We start from the raw sequence: 21,916 nt of genomic DNA on the forward strand, positions 1-21,916 counted from the left end.
AACAACGAGCAATGAACTACGCTATTAACGGCGTTTTAATTCTGCCCGAATTGCCTGCGTCACCGTTTGAATCACTTGGACGCGGGCATACAGTTTGTCATTAGCAGGAATTATCGTCCAAGGAGCGGTATGGGTGTCAGTGCGTTGAATTGCTTGATTTACCGCTTCCTCGTATAAAGGCCACTTTTCTCGATTTCGCCAATCTTCATCCGTCAGTTTGTAATTTTTAAATGGGTCATTGTGCCTAGCTGTAAACCGTTTGAGCTGTTCTTCAGGACTGATGTGCAGCCAGAACTTAACCAAAACGTAGCCAGCACTGGTTAGTTGCGCTTCAAATTCGTTAATTTCCTGGTAGGCGCGATGCCATTCATTTTCTTCGGCAAAGCCCTCGACGCGCTCGACTAGCACTCGCCCGTACCAACTGCGGTCAAAAATGCCTATTGTTCCAGAAGAAGGCAACCGCCGCCAGAAGCGCCAGAGGTATTGATGGGATTTTTCTTCATCTGAGGGTGCGGCAAAGCTATTGACCACATAACTGCGAGGATCGAGGGCGTCGGTTAAGCGTTTGATGGCTCCACCTTTACCAGCTGCATCCCAGCCTTCAAAGAGAACCAAGACAGGTACGTGATGTTTGTCAATCTTCATTTGCAGCTTACGCAGAACGACTTGTTCGTTGCGTAGCTGCTTTTTGTACTCGTCAGCAGGCAAGCTTAAATTTAAATTGACTTTAGCTAATAAATTCGGTTCAGCCGAGTTGAGGTGTGGTTGGATTGCTGGGGGGGGAACGTGCATTGGTTGGCGGTCTAGTGCTTGCTGTAGCGTGGCGATAGTTTGGGTGAGAACCTTGACTCGCGCCCAGCGCTGACAATTGCCTTCGACTAAGGTCCAGGGAGCGTAGCTAGTGCTGGTGTGGACGAGCATTTCCTGGGCGATCGCGGCATACTTGTCGTAGTGTTTTTCTTGCTGCCAGTCTTCGGGACGGACGCGCCATGCTTGGAAGGGGTCATCGCCATATTCTTTGAGGCGGTGTTTTAATTCTTTGCGGCTAATATGAATCCAGAATTTAGCGATCGCGCTCCCATCATCCACCATCTGCCGTTCAAAGGCGTTAATTTGCGCCATCACCGTCGGTATTTCAGACTCCTGCACCCGTTCAAACAATCGGTCTTCTAAGACATGGGTGTACCAACTGTGATAGAAAAACCCCATGCTGCCCCGGACGGGGAGTTTTTGCCAGAACCGCCACAAAAATGGATATTGTTGCTCTTGTTCGCTGGGCGGCCAAATGGGATGAACCTTAAAGCCTCGCGGGTCCATGTAGTTGACCATTTTTTTGACTAGGGAACCCTTACCCGCTGCTGCCCAACCCTCTAATACCACAATCGTGGGTAATTTTTTTTCCCAGCAAGCCTTTTGGAGCGATCGCATCTCCCGCATCAGCGCTTCAATCTGGGACTTGTAGGTGCTTTTTTCGACAGAAAGATTCAAATCTAGATTATTTAGCATCAATTTAAGCAGTTTGAGTTCTAGCTTCGTTCCTCGGTTGTCCGAGTGCGGAACACATGGATGCGGTCGTCAGACTCACTATTTAGCCTACCGACAGCAAACGTAAGGACACTTACCCCCCTGCAAACAAGGTGGAGAGGCAATGTGTATATCTTTAGCCTTTGCCGATATTGTAGTTAATGTAAACGATGTACTTGGCTATAAAAAGCAGCTAGCAAATAGAATGGGCATTGGAGTGAACTGTAGCTTGTGTGCGGAGCAGTTTGGACAAAACCAGCTTGTCAAACAAAGAGTTCAATGGCGTAGAAGCCAAAATAAGTCGCTTAGAGTCAATTGTCGAACAAATCGGAGAGGCGGTACTAGCTACAACCGAGACAATCGACCGTCTTGCTGACCGAGTGGATGCCCTCACCATTCAAGTGCAAGAACAGGGGCATCAAGTTCAACAGCAGGGATACCAGTTATTTGCCTTAAGCGAGGCGGTGCAAACCCTAGCAGACGCCCAGAAGGATGCATTACAACAGACAGCCCAATTAACAGCTGCCTTGCAACGCCTCGTCGGTGATGTTGAACAAAGTTAGTAGCGCTAAAAGCGGATGTGCGAAGACCGCGCATCCCTTTCCAAGATTGATGCTTTTGAAGCCGCCTCCTTTTGGCTAGGCGTTTAATTCCGATCTCGTCCGGAAACAGCCAAGACCTCCTTGAACTGCTGTCAAGAGTGGAAAAATGCGATATTACAACCACAGTGCCAATTGAAGATTTTAGATTCCATCTTGCGATGAAAGCACTCATCCACCCATCTAAACTTCCAACCATTCCTCAAGCTACCAGGAGCTAGTTAATGCATTTTCTTCGACGGCATGCGATCGTTCTTCCCCTGTCTGCCGCTATCAGTTTCTTAATCGTTAGTTGCGGCGAAAGCAAAGTTTCCCAGTGTAAAAACATTATCAACGTAGCCAATCAAGCCGTCGAGGATTCCAAAACATTCACGAACGGCGGACAGAAGACCGACCCTAACACCATGCTCAAGGCAGCTGATGCTATGGATAAGGCAGCTAAAGATATGGAAACGGTCAAAGTACAGGACGAAAAGCTCAAAGAGCATCAAACTGGTTTTATCAAGATGTATCGAGATACAAGCCAAGCGATGCGGACATTTGTGGCAGCTTATCAGAAGAAAGACCGTCCTGCGACTGATACGGCGCTAAAAAGATTGCAACAAGCTACTAGCCCAGAAAAAACATTAGTGAGCCAGATTAATACTTACTGTGCTAGCAAATAAAAAGCTGGACGCGGGAGAGGGGGAGACGTAACTCAAAGCTAATTTTTTTGTTTTTAAGTTTCTCTTTCTTTCTCGTATTTTTACCAAAATTCGGTTTTGGTGTTATTTGTAAAAAGCAATTTGTAGCTATAAATTCTCAATATGTTTTTACTATAAAATTAGTGGTTGTGCGCTATAAAAAGGCTGTTAATTACCAAGGTAAAAGAGCGAAATATTAGTAATGAGAGGATGCTTCAATATTGAAGCATCCAACAAGCAAGACTCCACAAACCACATAAAATGAGCTTAATCCTCGCGGCAAATGGATACCTGCGATCGTTGGTGTGAGGGAATAGGGCTTTTACAGTGAAAGCGGCTGTAGCAATCGATTTAAAGAGCGATCGCAATATTACTAATTTCTCAAATCTGCGGCTGGTACGATTCGCCTAAAACTGTGGATACAGGGCCTACAGTACCTAAAGTTTTCCTCAACGCCTGATGGGTGGAATAGTGCTAATGGGGATGAACCATTAGAGGCGGTTGAGCATTTCTTGAAAAATATTTACGAATTACCAGGATCGCGCAGTTGGACTGCCAGAATTGTAGCTGTCACGCAGATGTGCGTTTCTAATACTCCTGTGGAGTCCTAACAACTATGTCTTTTAAAAGTCCTGACATACCTCCTTCCGCGAAAAGCGATCGCTCTGCAAAGTTTGCCATGCCAACTTCTAAGCAGCCAGCTTTTCTAGCTGGAGTAAGCTTATTGGCACTAATTGTTGGTTTGTTACTTATAAAAACCGTGTGGCGCACCATTCGGCCTGGGTATGTGGGAATTGTATTCGATAAAGCCTCCCATAAGGTAACAACCAACGCTTTAGAGCCTGGGTGGGCTTTTATTAACCCCCTATCCCAGGATATTCAAGAGTATCCCATCACCATTCAAACCTACTCTATGGTGCAAAAAGGTATTGAAGGCCAAGTTGACGGAGATGACTCGATAAAAGTGCAAAGCAGCGAAGGCCAACAGCTAAATCTAGACGTAGTAATTCAGTATCAGGTGCAACGGCAAGAAGCCAACCAGCTTTACCAAGATTGGGGAGGCGCACCCATTGAAACAGTCGAAGATAGGGTAGTGCGACAGTATACGCGGAGTCAAGTGCCCATCATAGTAGCTCAACATGGGTGGGAAGAAATCACCGCTAGCAAGCGCGGTCAGATTGCCACAGATATTTCTAATCAACTGCAAGAAGAATTTAAAAAGCGCCATCTAGAACTCATCTCTTTCGGAATTCGCGAAGTCCATCTGCCACCCGCTTTGCAAACAGCCCTAGATTCTAAAATTCAGGCACAACAGGCAGCAGAGCAACAAAGCTACGCTCTGAAACAAGCTCAAATCAAAGCCCAGCAAGCCAAAGTGGAAGCACAGGGAGAAGCCGAAGCCACCAAAGCGAGAGCGAGGGGACAAGCCGAAGCCAACCAACTGCTATCGCGTAGCATCACGCCCGATCTGATTCGTTACGAACAACTACAGAAGTGGGATGGTAAACTGCCCGTGTTCACCGGGGGGGGAGTTATTCCTATGATCGGTGCTGCCGATTTACTCATGGGGAACGCCCAACCCAAGCAAAGCAAACCTTAACGATTTTAAGATTTTGGCTCATTTATCAAAGCTATGGGGGTGGATTTTAGATTCAATCTAAAATCTAAAATCTAAAATCTAAAATCTAAAACATGAAATTCGCCCTCGTGCATGAATGGCTAACGCCAAAGGCCACTGGTGGTTCAGAACTTGTTGTGCGGGAAATTTTGAAGCATATTGATGCCGATCTTTATGCCCTGATTGACTTTGAATCCACAAATCCCGACAGCTACTTATTCAATCGCCCCATAGTTTCGACATTTCTGCAACATTTTCCTGGTTCCCGCAACGGGGTGCAAAAATATTTGCCTTTGTTGCCCATAGCGATCGAACAGCTGGACTTACGAGGATATGACGTAATTCTTAGTTCTTCCCACGCTGTAGCCAAGGGAGTTATTACTAGCCCACAACAACTGCACGTATGCTACTGTCACACGCCCATGCGCTACGCCTGGGATCTCACTTTTGATTACTTGGCAAGTAGCAAAGCCGGACGCGGGTTCCCCGGCATCCTGACGCGGTATCTGCTACATCAGATGCGCCAGTGGGATGTCCTGTCGGCCAATCGAGTTGATTACTTTGTTGCTAACTCCCAACACACCGCGAGACGCATCTGGCGCTGCTATCGGCGAGAAGCAGAAGTCATCTATCCGCCAGTGAATATCGAGCGGTTTGCCTTTGTGCCCCAAAAAGAAGATTTTTACCTAACCGTTTCCCGGCTCGTTAGTTACAAACAAGTATCTTTAATTGTTCAAGCTTTTAATCAGTTGGGGCGTAGTCTAGTGGTAATCGGTACTGGCCCGGAGCTAAAACTACTCCGTCAAATAGCCAAGCCGAACGTCCAAGTGCTGGGACCCCAACCAGATAGAGTGGTGGAGGAGTATATGTCCAAGGCGAAAGCGTTTGTATACGCAGCCTGTGAAGATTTTGGTATGGCTTTGGTGGAAGCCCAAGCCTGTGGAACGCCCGCGATCGCCTATGGCGCTGGTGGGGCACTAGAAACAGTCCGGGATATTCGCCAACACCCGGAGGCAGGAACTGGCTTATTTTTCGCCGTTCAGAGGCCAGAGGCTTTAATAGAAGCCGTAGAAACCTTTGAAGCGTCGTCAGGGTCTTTTAATCCCGAAATAGCCCGACTTAACGCCGCTCAGTTTGCGCCAGATATCTTTAAGAATCGCTACCTAGCATTCCTAGAGCGCTGTTATCAGGAATTTTATTCCGCTAAGAGCTTACCTAAAATCTAGATTGCTTGGTGGCGAATTCGCCATCTTCAGCGTCGTGTGGCTTTATGATCGGGACTGTGTGGTGTGAATTGAAGGAGTAAAATGACTGCCGATAGCCAACTCCTCTCCGGAAAGGTGTTAAGGGCATTCGTAAAGCGGGGGTTCCAACCCTTCGCTCCGCGAGGCAGAAACGGAGTTCTGCCGTCTTATAGTCTAGATGGATATTTCGTTAAGCGGCTGTTTGATGTCTTGTTTTCGTTATCAGTTCTGATTCTGTTTTCGCCGCTTTACCTGTTGCTGGCAATACTTATTGCCATCAGTTCATCAGGCCCCATTTTTTATGTTCAGGAGCGCGTGGGGCGTAATCATAAGCCTTTTGGCTGCATCAAATTTAGAACCATGTTCTCAAACGCAGATGACGTGTTGATGGAAATGATGGAAACATCACCTCATCTGCGTCAGGAATTTGAAGACAATTTCAAGCTCAAAGAAGATCCTCGGATTACTGCCATTGGCAAGTTTCTCCGGGTTACTAGCCTTGACGAATTTCCCCAGTTCTGGAACGTTTTGAAAGGTGATATGAGCGTTGTCGGCCCGCGCCCTTTAGTCCCCGAGGAATTACCAAAATACGGAAGTCACATTGACAAGGTTTTGACAATTAAGCCTGGAATCACGGGGCTGTGGCAAGTTTCCGGACGCAATGACATCCCCTATAATCGTCGCATCCAGATGGACGTATACTATGTCAACTTCCACAATTTCTGGCTGGATTTGTGGCTGGTTGTCAAAACAATTGGGGTGGTTCTCGCTCCTAAAAACAATGGTGCATACTAAGCGCTCTTTACGGAGATTAAACAGTTCTTTAACACTGGAAGGCAAATTATAGGTTAACGTAAAGAGTAATTCGCATTGGCCAACTCTTTGCGCTCTATTAGAGCGCGTTAATATTGTTGGCCAATGTTGTCCCCTGCCCATTTTGTTACAGGCTATCGGGAATATTCGACAATGACGCAACGGAAGCGAGCGCTAATCACTGGCATTACTGGTCAAGACGGTTCTTACTTAAGCGAGTTTTTGCTGTCTCAAGACTATGAAGTTCACGGTATCATCCGCCGGACTTCCACGTTCAATACAGACCGGATCGACCATATTTATATAGACCCGCACAACGAGGAAGCCCGATTATTTCTTCACTATGGTGACTTGACTGATGGCGTTACCCTGCGCCGTATCTTAGAGGAAGTTAAGCCAGTAGAAATTTACAACCTGGGCGCTCAATCCCACGTGCGCGTGAGCTTTGACTCGCCGGAATATACTGTTGATTCGGTTGGAATGGGTACGCTGAGGCTGCTAGAGGCTATCCGAGATTACCAGCAACGCACTGGCATTGAGGTGCGGTTCTACCAGGCGGGTTCTTCTGAGATGTATGGCAAGGTGCAGGAAGTTCCTCAGAAGGAGACAACACCTTTTTATCCGCGCAGTCCTTATGCTTGTGCCAAGCTTTACGCTCACTGGCAGACAGTGAATTATAGGGAATCATACGGCTTGTTCGCGTGTAACGGGATACTGTTCAACCACGAGTCGCCACGTAGGGGCGAAACCTTTGTTACGCGCAAAATTACTAGAGCGATCGCTCGCATCATAGCTGGAAAGCAGAAAAAACTCTATCTGGGTAATCTCGACTCCAAACGCGATTGGGGCTATGCCAAAGACTATGTAAGGGCAATGTGGCTAATGCTACAGCAAGACCAACCGGATGATTACGTGATTGCTACCGGGGAAACATACTCAATTCGCCAATTCCTCGATGTTGCCTTTGGTTACGTCAAGCTCGATTGGCACGACTATGTAGAGTTTGACGAACGCTATCTGCGCCCAGCAGAGGTAGAATTGCTAATCGGCGACCCCACTAAAGCAAAACAGAAGCTAGGATGGGAGCCTTCCGTAACATTTGAAGAATTAGTTGGTTTGATGGTGGAAGGTGATATGCAAGCTATAGGCTTGCCTATGCCCAACGGCAATCATTCCCAGAACGCTGAAAGTATGGCCACGATTCGCCAGAACGTGGGCAGTATGCACGACTAGAGAGTTAGGAGTTATGAGTTATGAGTTATGAGTTAATTCAAAACTCATAACTCATAATTTTTAGGAGATACCCTGAAGCTAGGCGAGAATGGCAATAGATATGGCAACTATAGATTTGAACGACAAAAGGATTCTAGTCACTGGTGGGGCTGGTTTTTTGGGACGTCAGGTGATAGACCAGCTGTGTAAAGCTGGGGCTGACCAGCAGAAGATAACAATACCGCGATCGCGCGAACACGATCTCCGTTCCCTAGAAGCTTGTCAGCGAGTCGTCCAACAGCAGGACATCATCATCCACCTAGCCGCCCACGTCGGCGGTATTGGTCTAAACCTGGTAAAACCCGCTGAGTTGTTCTACGACAACTTGATGATGGGCGCCCAGCTAATTCACGCTGCTTATGAAGCAGGCGTCCAAAAGTTTGTCATGGTTGGCACAATTTGCGCCTACCCTAAGTTCACCCCGGTGCCCTTTAAAGAAGACGACCTGTGGAACGGCTATCCGGAAGAAACCAATGCCCCTTATGGCGTTGCCAAGAAAGCCTTGCTTGTGCAACTCCAGTCTTATAGACAGCAATATGGGTTCAATGGCATCTACCTGTTGCCAGTAAACTTGTACGGGCCAGAAGATAATTTTGACCCTAAGAGTTCTCACGTAATTCCAGCGTTGATACGCAAAATACACGAGGCGCAGCAAAGGGGAGACAAGCAACTGCCAGTTTGGGGTGATGGTAGCCCTACCCGCGAGTTTCTCTACTCAACTGACGCCGCCTTGGGCATTGTCATGGGCACGCAGTTGTATGACGACGCTGAACCCGTTAACTTGGGCACAAATTATGAGATTTCCATCAAGGATTTGGTGGAACTCATCTGCGAACTGATGGATTATCAGGGCGAAATTGTCTGGGAAACGGATAAGCCGAACGGTCAGCCGCGTCGTTGCTTAGATACCGAACGCGCAAAGCAAGCTTTTGGCTTTACTGCTAAGGTAGGTTTCAAAGAAGGGCTGAAAAATACCATTGATTGGTATCGCCAACACGCAGAATAAATTGTAGGGCGGGCAATGCCCGCCCTGCCTAATTAAAGCATTAAATTAAAATTCGAGCCTTAAAGCGATCGGCTGTAATTTTTCTAGGGCGACTTATTGAAATGGGCCAAGCTGTTAAGCCGAACAGAAGCAGCAGCGATCGCGCTTGAGGTGGTGCTGGAGTTATGAATGGATAAAGCGGAATTAAGGCGATCGCTCCTCAAAAAACGCCAATCTATGTCAGTCGAAGAATGGAGAGAAAAGAGCGATCGCATCTGTTCGCACCTAGAAGCTTCGTCTCTGTTTGCTGGCGCTAAAACGGTTCTAGCTTATTTCAGTTTTCGACAAGAACCCGATATCAGTTCTTTGTTTGCTAGCGATCGCACTTGGGGATTTCCCCGCTGCGTTGGCGACTCGCTTGAGTGGCATATCTGCAAACCAGGCGATTCTTTACAAAATGGCCCTTATGGTATCCTTGAACCGCATCCGGAATCGCCCACCATCCCGCCAAGTGACGTAGATTTAATTCTCATCCCTGCTGTTGCTTGTGACTATCGCGGGTATAGATTGGGTTATGGCGGCGGTTATTATGACAGGTTGCTTACTTTACCAAATTGGGCAAACAAACCTACCTTGGGCATTGTATTTGAATTTGCTTTATTGCCCTATTTTCCTGTTGATTCATGGGATAAGCAACTACACGGCGTTTTTACCGAATTTGGGTTACGGATGGTGCGATGAAATTGCTTACTTCCAACCTCTTGAACCCCGCGCACGGGACGAACGTCCCATGCGCGTCAACCACTGTTTTTGGTTAGACAAATACAATTACTATATTATGATGGTATGTTGCATAAAGCAAGAGTTTTTACAAAAATAAATCTAGATTTTTACCGTAAAAATACAAGTTGGGGGATGGATTTATTACAAAGTAAAAACTGATAGAACTTAAAATTTTAGACACTGAGATTAGTAAAAAAAGACCTGCCTGAGCAAAATAAGATGATAATCAGCAAAACGACAAACCCAAAACGCCAAAACATAAATCAAAAGCTGTGGTGGAAAGGCGTTGGGATATATGGGACGCTATTAGCGATCGCGCTTTTGATGCTCTTTCCCCTACTCTGGCTGATCGGCACAGCATTTAAAGACAAAAGTGAAAACATCTTTCAGTTTCCACCCCAGCTAATACCAAGTCACCCCACATTCGAGAACTTTGTCACAGTTTGGCAAAACAATCCCTTTGCCACCTACCTCATTAACAGCACAATCGTCGCAGTATTAACCGTTGGCTTAAATTTACTGTTTTGCGCTTTAGCAGCCTACCCCTTAGCAAGGCTCGATTTTCGAGGTAGAGAAGTTATTTTTGCAGCCGTGGTCTCCACTATTATGATTCCCTTCCAGATAGTAATGATTCCCCTATACATTTTGACCGTACAAATGGGATTAAGGAATACATATCTGGGCGTTATTTTGCCTTCTTTAGCATCAGCATTTGGAATTTTCCTACTGCGGCAGGCATTTCAACAAGTCCCCAAAGAACTAGAAGAAGCAGCCCGCATGGATGGCTGTTCGGAGGTAGGCTTGTGGTGGCACATAATGATACCCGCAATTCGTCCAGCTTTAGTCACGCTGGCGATTTTTGTCTTTATTGGTTCTTGGAGTGACTTCCTCTGGCCGTTAATTGTCCTTGACAGACCAGAATATTACACCCTACCTTTGGGTGTCGCTACACTTGAAGGTGCATTTTCTCTCGATTGGCGATTAATTGCGGCGGGTTCTGTTATTTCTATTGCACCAGTGTTGCTAGTCTTTCTATTACTACAGCAGTACATCGTACCGACAGATGCGGGTAGCGGCGTCAAAGGTTAAAATTTGGCTTTATAGGCGATCAACTCTAAGCCTGAGACGAATACAGCGTTTCCCGTTGTTATGAGGTACAGTAGCAACAATTAGCAAACCAATTTCTTAAACGTTCAGGATGTCATTAAGTTGAATTAAAGTCTGGAGAATATGGGGATAAACAAATAACACTTGCGCCTACAGCTTCAATCATTGGCACAATTGATTGCTACTTTATGGGCTGGTAAATTATCCATTACTACTAACGATCCTGCCCATAATTGAGGACATAAAAACTGGTCAATAAATATGGCAAACGCCTTTCCATACTAATTGCGCCAATAGCTGTGATTTTTGCGGAGCGATAAAATGGTTTTAGTGCGCATACTCTTGTCCCCGCCTGTGAACCTGGCATGAGTTCTGGTCAACCCCAGTAGAATCCCGGTTTCATCCAAAAATACTAGGTTTTCAGGCTTGATATCTTTGATTTTTTCCCAATACTCCGCTCTTAATTTTTGGACTCTTTCTGTCGCGGCTTGGCTACTGTACCATGTTTTTTTTACGATTTAGTCCTAACACATTGCCGTCCGAGTTACCCAATTCCCGGTATTCTGTGTAAATAATTCACACAACTCCACCCTCGTAGCATCTGGATGCTCTGTCACCAGTGCTTTGACTTCTGGTTCCGGATTTGTCAGATGACTGAATTGCGGTTTTCCCATCTGTTTGGGCTGTAAATTTCCGTCGGGTTGTTGTTGTTTTAGCAGTTTTTGGCTCAGACTTTTACTGACACCAAAGCTGGTGGCTACTTTTCTAATTGACATCTTTTCTATCAAGTGTGCTGTCACTATTTTGGCTCGGAGATCCAGGGAATATGATTTCACTCTTCTTTAACTATCAAATGATAGTTAATTGTTATTTATTGTAATGCATAACAGCGGAAACGCTGTAATTCCTGGCTAATAGCTAAAGTCCTCTTCAGAGGACTATTTATAAGAAGTTGGTTTTTGTAGGGGCGAAGCATCCGGGCGGCAATCTTTCTAGGTTCACCAAAATTGAACAATCCGAATGCTTCGCCCTTACCCCCAGCGAGTGATGCAGTTGTGATTGGGTGCATCCCAGTTTTGCAAAAATACCTGGCGATTGAAAATCGCGGCTACGCAAACCAAGTCCGCCTGCGCGGACTCAATTCAGCCTGCCTCCGCAGGCTTTGTTTGTGTAGCCCCAGACTTCCAGTCTGTGGGCGATTTGCAAATACGGGATGCTCCCGTTGTGATTGGATAGATTGTTTATATAGATTTGGCATCAGTCGCATCATCCGCCTGCGATTCAAATCGCAGGCGGATGATGCGAAAGTCCTCTTCAGAGGACTATTTATCAGAGCATATTTTGGGTAAATAAACCGATGTTTTTTGCTTTTTTTATTCGGATTTATCCGACTTTAGCTATTAGCCTGGGAATTGATTCCCAGGCGGGTGATGTATTTTACGACGGGTTATGGATGCAGAGTTTATTATTTTGTAGGAATAATCAGCATCCAAACACCATCGGGAATGCCAATTTCTAACCCAATTGCGCTTTCTTGAATTGCTTTACCCATTTGATAGGAACCCAACAAGATATTTAACAGATGTTGGCGGATAACTGGAAAAGGTGCAAAGGAAGTTACCAAACGAATATTTTCCAGTTCCCATTTATCTTTATCGTTCACCCAACCGCCTAAACTGGATACGCTGTTGAAGCCACCCAAGGGTTTAATCATTGGCAAAAGATAATTTTTCGCACGCTTAAATTTCTTGGTGGGAATGTGCCATGTTAAGCGGGAATCAAGTACATCGATTTGACTGGGAGTTGGGGTTGGTAATTGTGGCGTTTTGATGGTGATGGAAGTTAATTGAAAATGTTGAATTAAAACATTTAATTCGGGGTTTTGGGATAAGATGCTGAGGATGATATCTTTGATTGGTTCGAGATTGTGAGACATGATTTAAGTTTCCTCGCTTGGGTTGGTTAACTTAAATTTATTAAGACATGGCTTTTTATGATTGCCTATCGATAAATGTAGATTGCTGTAGATGTAGATTTTTGTAGATTGAAGTAGAGAAAGGGCAAATTGGTAATGACATTTGCCATAGCTGCGCTTTAAGATAAAAGAAGTTAGGGGAGGATGAATTGGGGATGAATTTACCTAGATATGAAGATTACGAGGGAGAGTTCCTCGATGCGATGGCAACCCGTTTTGGCTTTACGGGTAAGAATAGCCTGATATTTGAGAAACGTTTTCTGGAAGACAATAGAGAAGTAACTCACGAAGGATTAGTTGCTAATTCTAAGTTTGCAGAAAAGTTGATTGAGGGAACCAAAAACGGTGATGCTGCTCGCATTTTTCGTCAGCAGTTGGCTGCAATTTGTGACAAACTGGAAGCGGCGGGGTGTCCTCCTCCTAGTAATGGCGATAGTCGTTGGGCAAATGCTAAATGCTGGCTGCGCGAGGTAGTATTTCCCCAATGGGCGAAAGAGCAAGGTTTAGTAACTCCTCCACCATTTACTATTGACAAAATTTGGCAACAACTGAAAACAAAGGCGATTGATTCTAACCTATTAGAGGTGGTGATAGGTAAAGAGTTGCGTGAATTGCCTACTTTGGGAAATAGGCGTAACAATTCCCGCAAATCTGTACCTCTGAATAGTGATATTAAATATCAGGTGAAGGTTGAACGCGAAGGATACTTAATATTATTGGAGAGGGAACCATCGGGCGTGGTTTGTTGTTTGTGTCCTTCGGAATATGCGCCTAATTCTCGTTGCGCTACTGGGGTAATGGTTTTGCCGCAATACCCCCCATCACCCTATTCAACTTTTGGATCGGATGAGGTGGGAAGAGAGCAAATTTTAGCTGTGATTACGCAGAAATTGCCGCCTATAGATTGGTTGAAAAAAAGTAAAGATGAGGCTTTGGAATTGGATCGAGATCATTTGTATGGACTGCTGGAATATGTGGAAGGGAATCGAGATTGTCAGGTTTTGTGGACGGAATATAGTGTGGTTTGAAAATGGGGGTTTTCAAACAATAATTTTGATGGAATATTGAGGTGACGGCAAAAATATCGGTTTTTGGCAAGAGTGCAAGATTCAAATTGGGAGGAAAACAATGGGATTAATTAATTGGTTGGGAAATTTGGCGACACAGGGACAAAAGTTTGCCGGGAAAATATCTTGGCGACAGCTAAACCTACAGGCGTTTACACTTTATCAGCAAGGTAAGTTCTATGAGGCAGCAGTAATTGCCGAACAAGCTTTAGATTTGGCATTCTCCCTTTACCAAGACGATCATCCTGATGTGGCAACCAGTTTGAGCAATTTGGCACTATTTTACAAATCCCAAGGCAAATTCAGCGAAGCGGAACCAAAATACCAAGAAGCACTGGCGATGAGACAACGCCTATTTGAGGGCGATCATCCTGATGTGGCAACCAGTTTGAACAATTTGGCAGGAATTTACGACTCCCAAGGCAAATTCAGCGAAGCTGAACTTCTGTTTCAACAAGCATTGGCGATGTGGCTGCGCCTGTTTCAGGGCGATCATCCTGATGTGGCAACCAGTTTGAACAATTTGGCAGCATTTTACGACTCCCAAGGCAAATTCAGCGAAGCGGAACCAAAATACCAAGAAGCACTGGCGATGTTGCAGCGCCTGTTTGAGGGCGATCATCCCAATGTGGCAACCAGTTTGAACAATCTGGCATCACTTTACCAATCCCAAGGGAGATACAGTGAAGCGGAACCAAAATACCAAGAAGCACTGGCGATGAGACAACGCCTATTTGAGGGCGATCATCCCAATGTGGCAACCAGTTTGAACAATCTGGCATCACTTTACCAATCCCAAGGGAGATACAGTGAAGCTGAACCCCTGTACCAACAAGCATTGGCGATGCTTCAGCGCCTGTTTAACGGCGATCATCCCGATGTGGCAACCAGTTTGAACAATTTGGCAGCATTTTACGAATCCCAAGGCAAATTCAGCGAAGCGGAACTTCTGTTTCAACAAGCACTGGCGATGCTTCAACGCCTATTTGAGGGCGATCATCCTGATGTGGCAACCAGTTTGAACAATTTAGCAGGAATTTACGACTCCCAAGGCAGATACACTGAAGCGGAACCCCTGTACCAACAAGCACTGGCGATGAGACAGTGCCTGTTTGAAGGCGATCATCCCGATGTGGCACAAAGTTTGAATAATTTGGCATCACTTTACGACTCCCAAGGCAGATACAGTAAAGCGGAACTTTTGTTCCAACAATCACTGGCGATGACACAGCGCCTATTTGAGGACGATCATCCCCAAGAGGCATCCATTTTGAACAATTTGGCAGGCTTATTAGCAGCTACCGATCGCCCTACGCAAGCGCTAGAACTGATACAGCAAGCAGCAGCAATGGAAGGGCGAATCATTCGCCGCCAGTTTGCTTACAGTTCCGAACGCGATCGCCTCACCTATCTTGATACGATCAGAACTACATTAGAAGGTTTACTCTCCCTCGTCTGGCGCTACCTTTCCGACTCCCCAGAAGCGGTGCAAATTGCCCTCGATGTAGTGCTGCAACGCAAGTCCCTCAGCGCTTCTGCGATCGCTGCTTTCAACTATGCTTTATATAGCGGACGCTATCCCCACTTGCAAGAAGAATTTACTCAACTGCGCCGCCTGCAAGCAGAACTCGTTCATCTTACCTTCGATCCACCCCTCCCCGATCCAAAAGTTCCCGTAGAAACATACCAATCTCTGCGAAAAGCGCAGCAAAAAAAGCTTGCCGAATTAGAAGCACAATGCCAACAATTAGAAAAGCAACTGGCATCCCAAGTCCCGGAAATTCAACTGCAAGAACAAGAATGCGATCGTCGCGCCGTCGCTTTGGAATTGCCGTCAGGTTCTACTTTAGTGGAATTTGTTCGCTTCAATCTATTTGATTTTACTGCCCCAGAAAAAACGCGATGGCAAACTGCCCAATATGTAGCGTTTATCTTACCTGCCCAACAACCAGATGCGGTGCAGATGATTAAATTAGGAAAAGCAGAACCAATTGATAAGTTAATTCGAGTTTTTCGAGAAGCATTTGTGAAATCTAGTAACTCGCTAGGCAATAGAAAAAAAACGAAAACTCCCGATGCAGATGTTGGGGAAAAACCGATTCAACAAATTTCCGATCCTAATGCAGATGTCGGGGAAAAACTGCGTCAACAAATATTCGATTCTATCCTTTCTGAATTAAGAACCCAGGTTTCGGAAGTTTCCAAACATTTCTTTATTGCACCCGATGGCAACTTAAACCTGCTACCGTTTCAGATATTACCGATGCCAGAAACGGACAAATTGCTCATGGATGAATACACTATTAGTTATCTGAGTGTCGGGCGAGATATCCTGCGGCGAAAAGTGGAAACAAACCGTCCTGTTTCTGATGCTTTGATTATCGCCAATCCAGATTTTAACTTATCCGTTAGTAGTAAGGACTTCAGTCATTCTTCTCCTCGTTCCCAGGTTCAACCTGGGAACGCATTCCGGGAGGTTCTACCTCCCCAATTATCAGCTTTAAGTTCTACTTTTGAAGCCGTACCGGAAACAGGTTTTTTAGGCGAAAGAGTTGCCGAAAAACTCGGCGTTAAACCCTATCTGCAACAGGAAGCTTTAGAACCTATTCTCACTAGCAGTAAATGTCCCCGCTTGTTGATGATTGCCACTCACGGTTACTTTGCCGAAGAAAATCAACCAGCTTATCTTAATTTAATTGCTCAACTCCTCAACTGTGCCGACGGTGAGGAACGAGAAATCTTACAAAAACACCCTCAATTGCTAGATGAAAAATTGCCGGAAATCATGGCAGATGTCACCACTTATCTAGCTGCCAACGATGACGAAAATAGCGCCAATTGGTTACGCAATTTCGCCAAGCAATTACCGGAAATCATCAATAAAATCAACCCGAATAATTCAGAAACACATCGCTTTACCACCACCCTAGTGGAAAACCCGATGATGCGTTCAGGGCTTGCCTTTGCGGGTGCCGAAACTTGGCTAAAAGGTGGCAAACTTCCGCCAGAAGCAGGCAAAGGTTTTCTGTTCGCCCAAGATATCATCAGTATCGACTTATGGGATAATGAGATCGCGATTTTAGTTGCCTGCGAAACTGCGATTGGTGATATCAAAAATGGTGAAGGCGTATTCGGTTTACGTCGCGCTTTTGCTGTCGCTGGAACGAAAACTTTGGTAATGAGTTTGTGGTCAGTTCCCGTCAAAGCAACCGTGCTACTAATGGAGCGATTTTTTGATAACTTGCAGGGCGGTTTAAGACGGGTTGATGCGTTACAAGAAGCGCAAAATTATATTCGCAGAATTACGATCGAAGAATTGCAACAATTTCCGCTCGGTTGTGAGGTAATCGATGAACTTTTGACATTAAAACTATTACCAAAAAATCAGCTATCTTGTCAAGAATTTAGACTGCTTGAACATCCATTTTTCTGGGGTGCTTGGGTTTGTCAGGGAGAGATAACAAATCAGGACTTACGCAGGCACACTACATATAGCGTGCCGAACAAGGGCGATCGCGTTTGATCTCATAAACAGCGATCGTCCGTACAGTTCAATAAATCACCAACTTTCCTGTTAAACAAATTAATCAATCTTATTCCGGGTATTACTCTGTGTTCTGTACCGCTATATTGACGGCGAACTAATTCGATTCTCTGACCGTATCTTTATTTTACCGCATAACAGCGGTTCCGACTAATTGCGGCGGGTTCTGTTATTTCTATTGCACCAGTGTTGCTAGTCTTTCTATTACTACAGCAGTACATCGTACCGACAGATGCGGGTAGCGGCGTCAAAGGTTAAAATTTTGCTTTATAGGCGATCAACTCTATGCCTGAGACTGATATTTCTAGCTTCTCCCATTTCTCAGCAGGCGGTTGTAGCTTGTTAAAAGCGGCTTGTGTAATTAAAACTTCTCCTCGTTGAGCCAAATCCTCACCCAGCTTCGAGGTTAAGTTTAACTCAGACCCGTATATATCCTCTTCTTCGACCATTAAAACTTCGCCATAGCCAATACCGATGCTGAGGTAGATGTCTTGCTCCTCTGGCAGCATGGTGTTTACAGCAGTTGTGCGTTTGAGCAAATCAAGTGCAGCGTCTACGGCGGGTGAAACATCAGGAAAAACAGCAAATATGTTGTCAGCTTCCTGTTTAATAATAGTACCGCCACATTCAGATATGGCGGGAGCGACAACGGCAGTCATCCGGTGGATCATAGCGAGAAAATGGATAATTCCATAACGGAGAGTCGTGCGCGAGAAGCCAGACATATCAAGCACCATGATGGCTTGGGTTTGGCTGAAAGTTTCCTGGATTTGTCGATCTATTTCTGAGTGGTTTTCGGGATGCTCGTTCCTTTGCTGAAGCAGACTGTTAAGGTAAGTTCGCGAGTTGTTGGTAGGATGCGCCATAGTATGTAGATCTTCTATTTGCAAGTCACTACTTTAGGATAAGCAATGCGTTGGTGATTGTACTGTTGCCATACTTGTACAAAAACTTCAGCAATAGTTGATAAGTCTTCTCGCGTTAGACCGCAATCTAGTAGTTGGTTGTCTTTCCAGCGGGCGCGGAGTATTTTATTAATGGTGGAGAGTGCTTGTTCGGGAGTAGCTTCCTTGAGCGATCGCAATGCTGCCTCACAAGCATCCGCCAGCATTACAACCCCAGTTTCTCGCGATTGAGGAATTGGCCCGTCGTAGCGGAACTCCTCCTGGCGCAGCTCTATAGTCGGGTCTTGCTGGGCTAGCTGTTGTGCTTGGTGATAGAAATAGGCAATCAATATCGTTCCCTGATGCTCTGGGATAAAAGCTCGAATTGCCTTGGGCAACCGATACTTGCGAGCCATCACCAGCCCTTCACTAACGTGCTTTTTGATAATCTCAGCACTCTTCCAAGGGTCATTAATCTCATCGTGCTTGTTCGGGCCACCCATCTGATTTTCAATAAATCCCAACGGGTCGTGCATTTTACCAATATCGTGGTATAGCGTACCTGCCCTAACAAGTTCCACATTGCAGCCCAACACGCGGGCGGCTGCTTCTGCAAGCGTAGCGACAAACAAAGTGTGCTGAAAAGTGCCGGGAGTTTCAGCAGCTAAACGTTTCAACAAGGGGCGGTTCGGGTTAGCCAATTCCGCTAAACGAATAGGCGTTACGAGGTCAAACAAGTGTTCTAGGTAAGGGCTAAGACCGAGGGCGACAATACTCCAAGCCAAACCAGAAAGACCGTATAAAGCGGCTTCTTGTAGCACCGTATACAACACTGCACCAGCAGATGCGCTGATAATAAGATTTGTAACTAAGAAAACGCCGCCCTGAGTTAAACCGACAGCGATGCCCAAGAGAGCGAGTTCTTCACGCGATCGCATTCTCGCAGACATCAAGCTAACCAAGGTAGCACCAGCAGCACCAGCAAGCAAATAATCCCAGCTGATTTCAAAGCCAATCGCTAATACCCCAGTCAGCAGCCCTACTACTGTCGCCCCTACAGGAAAACCGTAAAAGCTGCCTGCTAGCAGGCCAATTGCCGCCAAGTTAGTATAAAACACGCCCAAAGGCATTAGCAGGGGCGTACTCAAAGTTAGCAGCAACACCAAAAGTTGGTCGCGTTGGCGCAAGTGAGGGTTAAACCGTCGTTGCACGAAGCAGAAAACACCAACCCCGACGCACACCAAACTGCCAAACCCAACAATACCTCGCCAACTGATTCCCCTTTGGCTGAGTTTGAAATGTTCTAGGAGTATAAAATCTGCGCTGGTGATGATCTCACCTTCCCGGACGATCGGATCTCCTACCCGTATCGTCACCATTTCAGGCTTAACCGCTTGTGCTGCCTGTTCTGCGCGTCGTTTTGTTTGTTCTTTATCTTCGATTAAGTTGGGTTTTACGAGTTCTACCAACAGACTTGTTGCTATAGGTTCCGCATCCCTAGGAACCAAGGAACTTATATGAATTCTGACGGCTGGTTTTAAGATCTCAGGAGGCAATCCTGGGGGGATGCCTTGGCTAAGAATGCGAGTAGCCGCCTCGCGGACGCCCATTTGTGTAGAAATCCAGTCATTATTGGAGATATCTAGAAGCGAGGCGTCGAAGCGAGATTTTGATTTACCCTCTGCTTCAAGTGCGGCGCGGGCGATCGCGTAGCGTTGTCTGGCTGCTGTAATGCTGTCAATTAATTCTTGCCACTTTTGGGGAGAAGCCGTCTGACGGTAAGCTTTTAGTTCGGTAAGCGCTGGTGAGACAGATCCATTAAATACAGAGGAAATGCCAAGCAAGGAAGAATTAGTAAACAGGGATTCTTGATTTTGGTCGTTCGGAGGTTGCCCTTGTACGCCAGGAAGTGAGGTTGTTGGCGTCTCTTGCTTCTTGGGCGTTAGCTGTCCGTTCCTGGTGTTAGTTGCTGCTAACAGGGATAGCCACTCAGACTCAGAGGCGTTACGCAGATCGATCTGTGCCGCAGAAGACAACACTGTAGTGGGAACAACCGGAAAACCGCCAGCCATGTCGCGGATTTCGTCGCCATAACTGAGCGATCGCTCCACATCCTCGTACACTTGTTGAGTGACATCCTGATTCATCATCAAGACTGCTACAGCACCAGTTCGAGCGTCTTTCCTTTTTTCTTCAGTAGTTTTGAGATCCTCAACGCTGGCGTCCTTTGGTGCTTTGATGGTTTCAGGCGCAGTTTTCCCTACATCAAGCCTTGGTGGATTGTAAAAGCGATGCCCCATCGTACCTGTCAGGGACACCACTGCCAGCAGTAAAACAACTGGCGGACGCGAGGATCGGTGCTTGCTTGAGTTGGTCGGCGGGTTTGGCGTATAGTGCTGCCTAGCACGCGCTGGTAGATTGTCGTATACCCTGGATGGAAACAGCAAGCGAAGCGGCAGTTGGGGTAGCGATGCGGTAGCGCTTTTAGCGCTTTGTCGCCATTCCTCGAACTGCTGCGTCAATAAGTTCAGCATTTTCATTATCGAGTGGCTGCCGTTTCAGACGGCAGGAGCGATGGAAGCGAGAATCTTGCTGGCTGTAACTAGGCTTCTTATAATCAACGTCTCCTTAACGAACGGTAATTGCTTTCTGGACAATATATGGGGTTGCCGCACATGATTTAGGCAACGAGTCCAGATTTTACAGCGTCTACACCTTTGTCCGAAACACGAGAACTGAGTTGTAAAATTTTAACCTTTGTTCTCCGTGTTACTAAATCATCATCGGGGCTGAATTACGCGGGGAGCTGCAATAGCATAACTAGGATAAAATGCTTCAGATGTAGATGCGTCGCATACACCCGACCAAACGGCAAAGAGGCTGTCTGTAAGTTGAGGTGAAATGTATAATTGCTCTTGCGTATTGGCTGTAAGCCGCCATCCCAAGGGAATGCCAGCCGTACTGTTATATGCGCCAGACAGTGCGCCGACTAAGCCGCAGGTAATCTGAGGTAATGGTGCTGTACGGGCAGCCCTATTTATGCTGAGGCGGTAGTCTTCTGGAGTGCTTAGAAAGCAATAAAAGGCTAAGGCAATTGGGTAAGTTATTACAGATTGTTCCCGACGCAGAACGCTAAGAGCCATTTCCAAGCCAGCGCCTTGTTCTAATAATGCTTGCACTTGTTCAAGTAGCTGCACTAGAGGCGTATGGGAATCTTCCAGAAAGGCAATAGTTTTGGGAATCAGAGTTGCGGGGTTGAGTTTTTCTCGGAGGGATTGAGCGATCGCATAACCAATTGCTAGCGCTGCGTCACTTAGTTCGGCATCGTACTCCCAGAGGCTTGCAACTTGAAACAAGTTTTGCCGCAGTTTGGCTTTATATTCGTGAGAAAACAGCGCTAGGGGAAGCGTGGCAATAATCGATTCTGGGGTTGAAGCGATCGCTTCTCGTTCTGCTGCTTCCTTAGTGATGCGACGCCAGTCTTCTCGATCGAATCTGCCCAACTTAATCAAGCTCTGAACTCCTAGAACGGCAATTTTGCCCCAGATGGATGGCTGTTGATGCTGCCCTTGGCCACCCGACAAACTCGATCCTAGTGTTGCACCCAGCAAAGTGCCTTGAAACCGACTTAATAAAGAGTAGCGCATAATTACTTTACTATAATACAGCTTCAGAGCGATTGCAGGAGGGATCGCTTGGTACTACACGTAAATGCAATTAAATTCGTACTAGCTACTAGGCGGAAAGTGCTAACCGAAAGCCGATCGCTGCGTAACTCAGCCCCGGTTGTGCTTTGTCCACGACGATCAACGACACAG

General features: G+C 46.1%; 17 protein-coding genes and 1 pseudogene. 12 read left to right on the forward strand and 6 right to left on the reverse strand.

Going from position 1 to position 21,916, the window contains the following annotated elements:
• Positions 1–24 precede the first annotated feature (24 nt).
• Positions 25–1,506: a polyphosphate:AMP phosphotransferase gene (gene pap / locus H6F77_RS15370; RefSeq protein ID WP_190489556.1), complete on the reverse strand. Its 1,482-nt coding sequence runs from the start codon at positions 1,504–1,506 to the stop codon at positions 25–27.
• 278 nt (positions 1,507–1,784) lie between these two features.
• Between pap and H6F77_RS15375 the strand changes: the two genes are divergently transcribed.
• From H6F77_RS15375 to H6F77_RS15415, 9 genes are all read left to right on the forward strand, one after another.
• Entirely contained in the window at positions 1,785–2,087 is a 303-nt protein-coding gene (locus tag H6F77_RS15375; RefSeq protein ID WP_190489557.1) for a hypothetical protein, read from the forward strand.
• Between the two features lie 260 nt (positions 2,088–2,347).
• Positions 2,348–2,788, forward strand: coding sequence for a hypothetical protein (locus H6F77_RS15380; RefSeq protein WP_190489558.1), 441 nt, complete (start codon positions 2,348–2,350; stop codon positions 2,786–2,788).
• A 634-nt stretch (positions 2,789–3,422) separates the two neighbouring features.
• A complete protein-coding gene (locus H6F77_RS15385; protein ID WP_190489559.1) occupies positions 3,423–4,406 on the forward strand; it encodes a prohibitin family protein in 984 nt (327 codons plus the stop codon).
• 92 nt (positions 4,407–4,498) lie between these two features.
• Entirely contained in the window at positions 4,499–5,650 is a 1,152-nt protein-coding gene (locus H6F77_RS15390; protein ID WP_190489560.1) for a glycosyltransferase, read from the forward strand.
• Between the two features lie 81 nt (positions 5,651–5,731).
• Positions 5,732–6,463, forward strand: coding sequence for an undecaprenyl-phosphate galactose phosphotransferase family protein (locus H6F77_RS15395; protein WP_190489561.1), 732 nt, complete (start codon positions 5,732–5,734; stop codon positions 6,461–6,463).
• A gap of 171 nt (positions 6,464–6,634) precedes the next feature.
• A complete protein-coding gene (gmd, locus tag H6F77_RS15400; RefSeq protein ID WP_190489562.1) occupies positions 6,635–7,714 on the forward strand; it encodes a GDP-mannose 4,6-dehydratase in 1,080 nt (359 codons plus the stop codon).
• Positions 7,715–7,814: 100 nt separating this feature from the next.
• Entirely contained in the window at positions 7,815–8,759 is a 945-nt protein-coding gene (locus H6F77_RS15405; RefSeq protein ID WP_190489594.1) for a GDP-L-fucose synthase family protein, read from the forward strand.
• A gap of 168 nt (positions 8,760–8,927) precedes the next feature.
• A complete protein-coding gene (locus H6F77_RS15410) occupies positions 8,928–9,479 on the forward strand; it encodes a 5-formyltetrahydrofolate cyclo-ligase (RefSeq protein WP_190489563.1) in 552 nt (183 codons plus the stop codon).
• 261 nt (positions 9,480–9,740) lie between these two features.
• Positions 9,741–10,610: a carbohydrate ABC transporter permease gene (locus H6F77_RS15415; protein ID WP_190489564.1), complete on the forward strand. Its 870-nt coding sequence runs from the start codon at positions 9,741–9,743 to the stop codon at positions 10,608–10,610.
• Between the two features lie 542 nt (positions 10,611–11,152).
• On the opposite strand, the gene H6F77_RS15420 is transcribed toward H6F77_RS15415, so the two are convergent.
• Together H6F77_RS15420 and H6F77_RS15425 are read right to left on the reverse strand one after the other, a co-directional pair.
• Entirely contained in the window at positions 11,153–11,404 is a 252-nt protein-coding gene (locus tag H6F77_RS15420; protein WP_190489565.1) for a COG3415 family protein, read from the reverse strand.
• Positions 11,405–12,093: 689 nt separating this feature from the next.
• A complete protein-coding gene (locus H6F77_RS15425) occupies positions 12,094–12,564 on the reverse strand; it encodes a hypothetical protein (RefSeq protein WP_190489566.1) in 471 nt (156 codons plus the stop codon).
• 194 nt (positions 12,565–12,758) lie between these two features.
• Between H6F77_RS15425 and H6F77_RS15430 the strand changes: the two genes are divergently transcribed.
• The 3 genes and pseudogenes from H6F77_RS15430 to H6F77_RS27920 form a co-directional block, all read left to right on the forward strand.
• Complete coding sequence (locus H6F77_RS15430; RefSeq protein ID WP_190489567.1) at positions 12,759–13,631, forward strand: DUF4384 domain-containing protein; 873 nt, start codon at positions 12,759–12,761, stop codon at positions 13,629–13,631.
• A gap of 100 nt (positions 13,632–13,731) precedes the next feature.
• Positions 13,732–17,193, forward strand: a complete 3,462-nt coding sequence (locus tag H6F77_RS15435) for a CHAT domain-containing protein (protein ID WP_190489568.1) — start codon at positions 13,732–13,734, stop codon at positions 17,191–17,193.
• A 165-nt stretch (positions 17,194–17,358) separates the two neighbouring features.
• Positions 17,359–17,472, forward strand: a pseudogene (locus tag H6F77_RS27920) (carbohydrate ABC transporter permease); the annotation flags it as partial.
• Here the strand turns inward: H6F77_RS27920 and H6F77_RS15440 are convergent.
• The 3 genes from H6F77_RS15440 to H6F77_RS15450 all read right to left on the reverse strand — a co-directional run bounded on the left by H6F77_RS15440 (position 17,469) and on the right by H6F77_RS15450 (position 21,745).
• A complete protein-coding gene (locus tag H6F77_RS15440) occupies positions 17,469–18,080 on the reverse strand; it encodes an adenylate/guanylate cyclase domain-containing protein (RefSeq protein ID WP_190489569.1) in 612 nt (203 codons plus the stop codon). The pseudogene H6F77_RS27920 and the gene H6F77_RS15440 overlap by 4 nt on opposite strands.
• A gap of 14 nt (positions 18,081–18,094) precedes the next feature.
• Positions 18,095–20,632, reverse strand: coding sequence for an HD family phosphohydrolase (locus tag H6F77_RS15445; protein WP_309228858.1), 2,538 nt, complete (start codon positions 20,630–20,632; stop codon positions 18,095–18,097).
• 246 nt (positions 20,633–20,878) lie between these two features.
• On the reverse strand, positions 20,879–21,745 hold the full coding sequence (locus H6F77_RS15450) for an ADP-ribosylglycohydrolase family protein (RefSeq protein WP_190489571.1): 867 nt from the start codon (positions 21,743–21,745) through the stop codon (positions 20,879–20,881).
• Positions 21,746–21,916: the final 171 nt, after the last annotated feature.

The sequence above is a fragment of the Microcoleus sp. FACHB-831 genome, assembly GCF_014695585.1.
Taxonomy (GTDB): domain Bacteria; phylum Cyanobacteriota; class Cyanobacteriia; order Cyanobacteriales; family FACHB-T130; genus FACHB-831.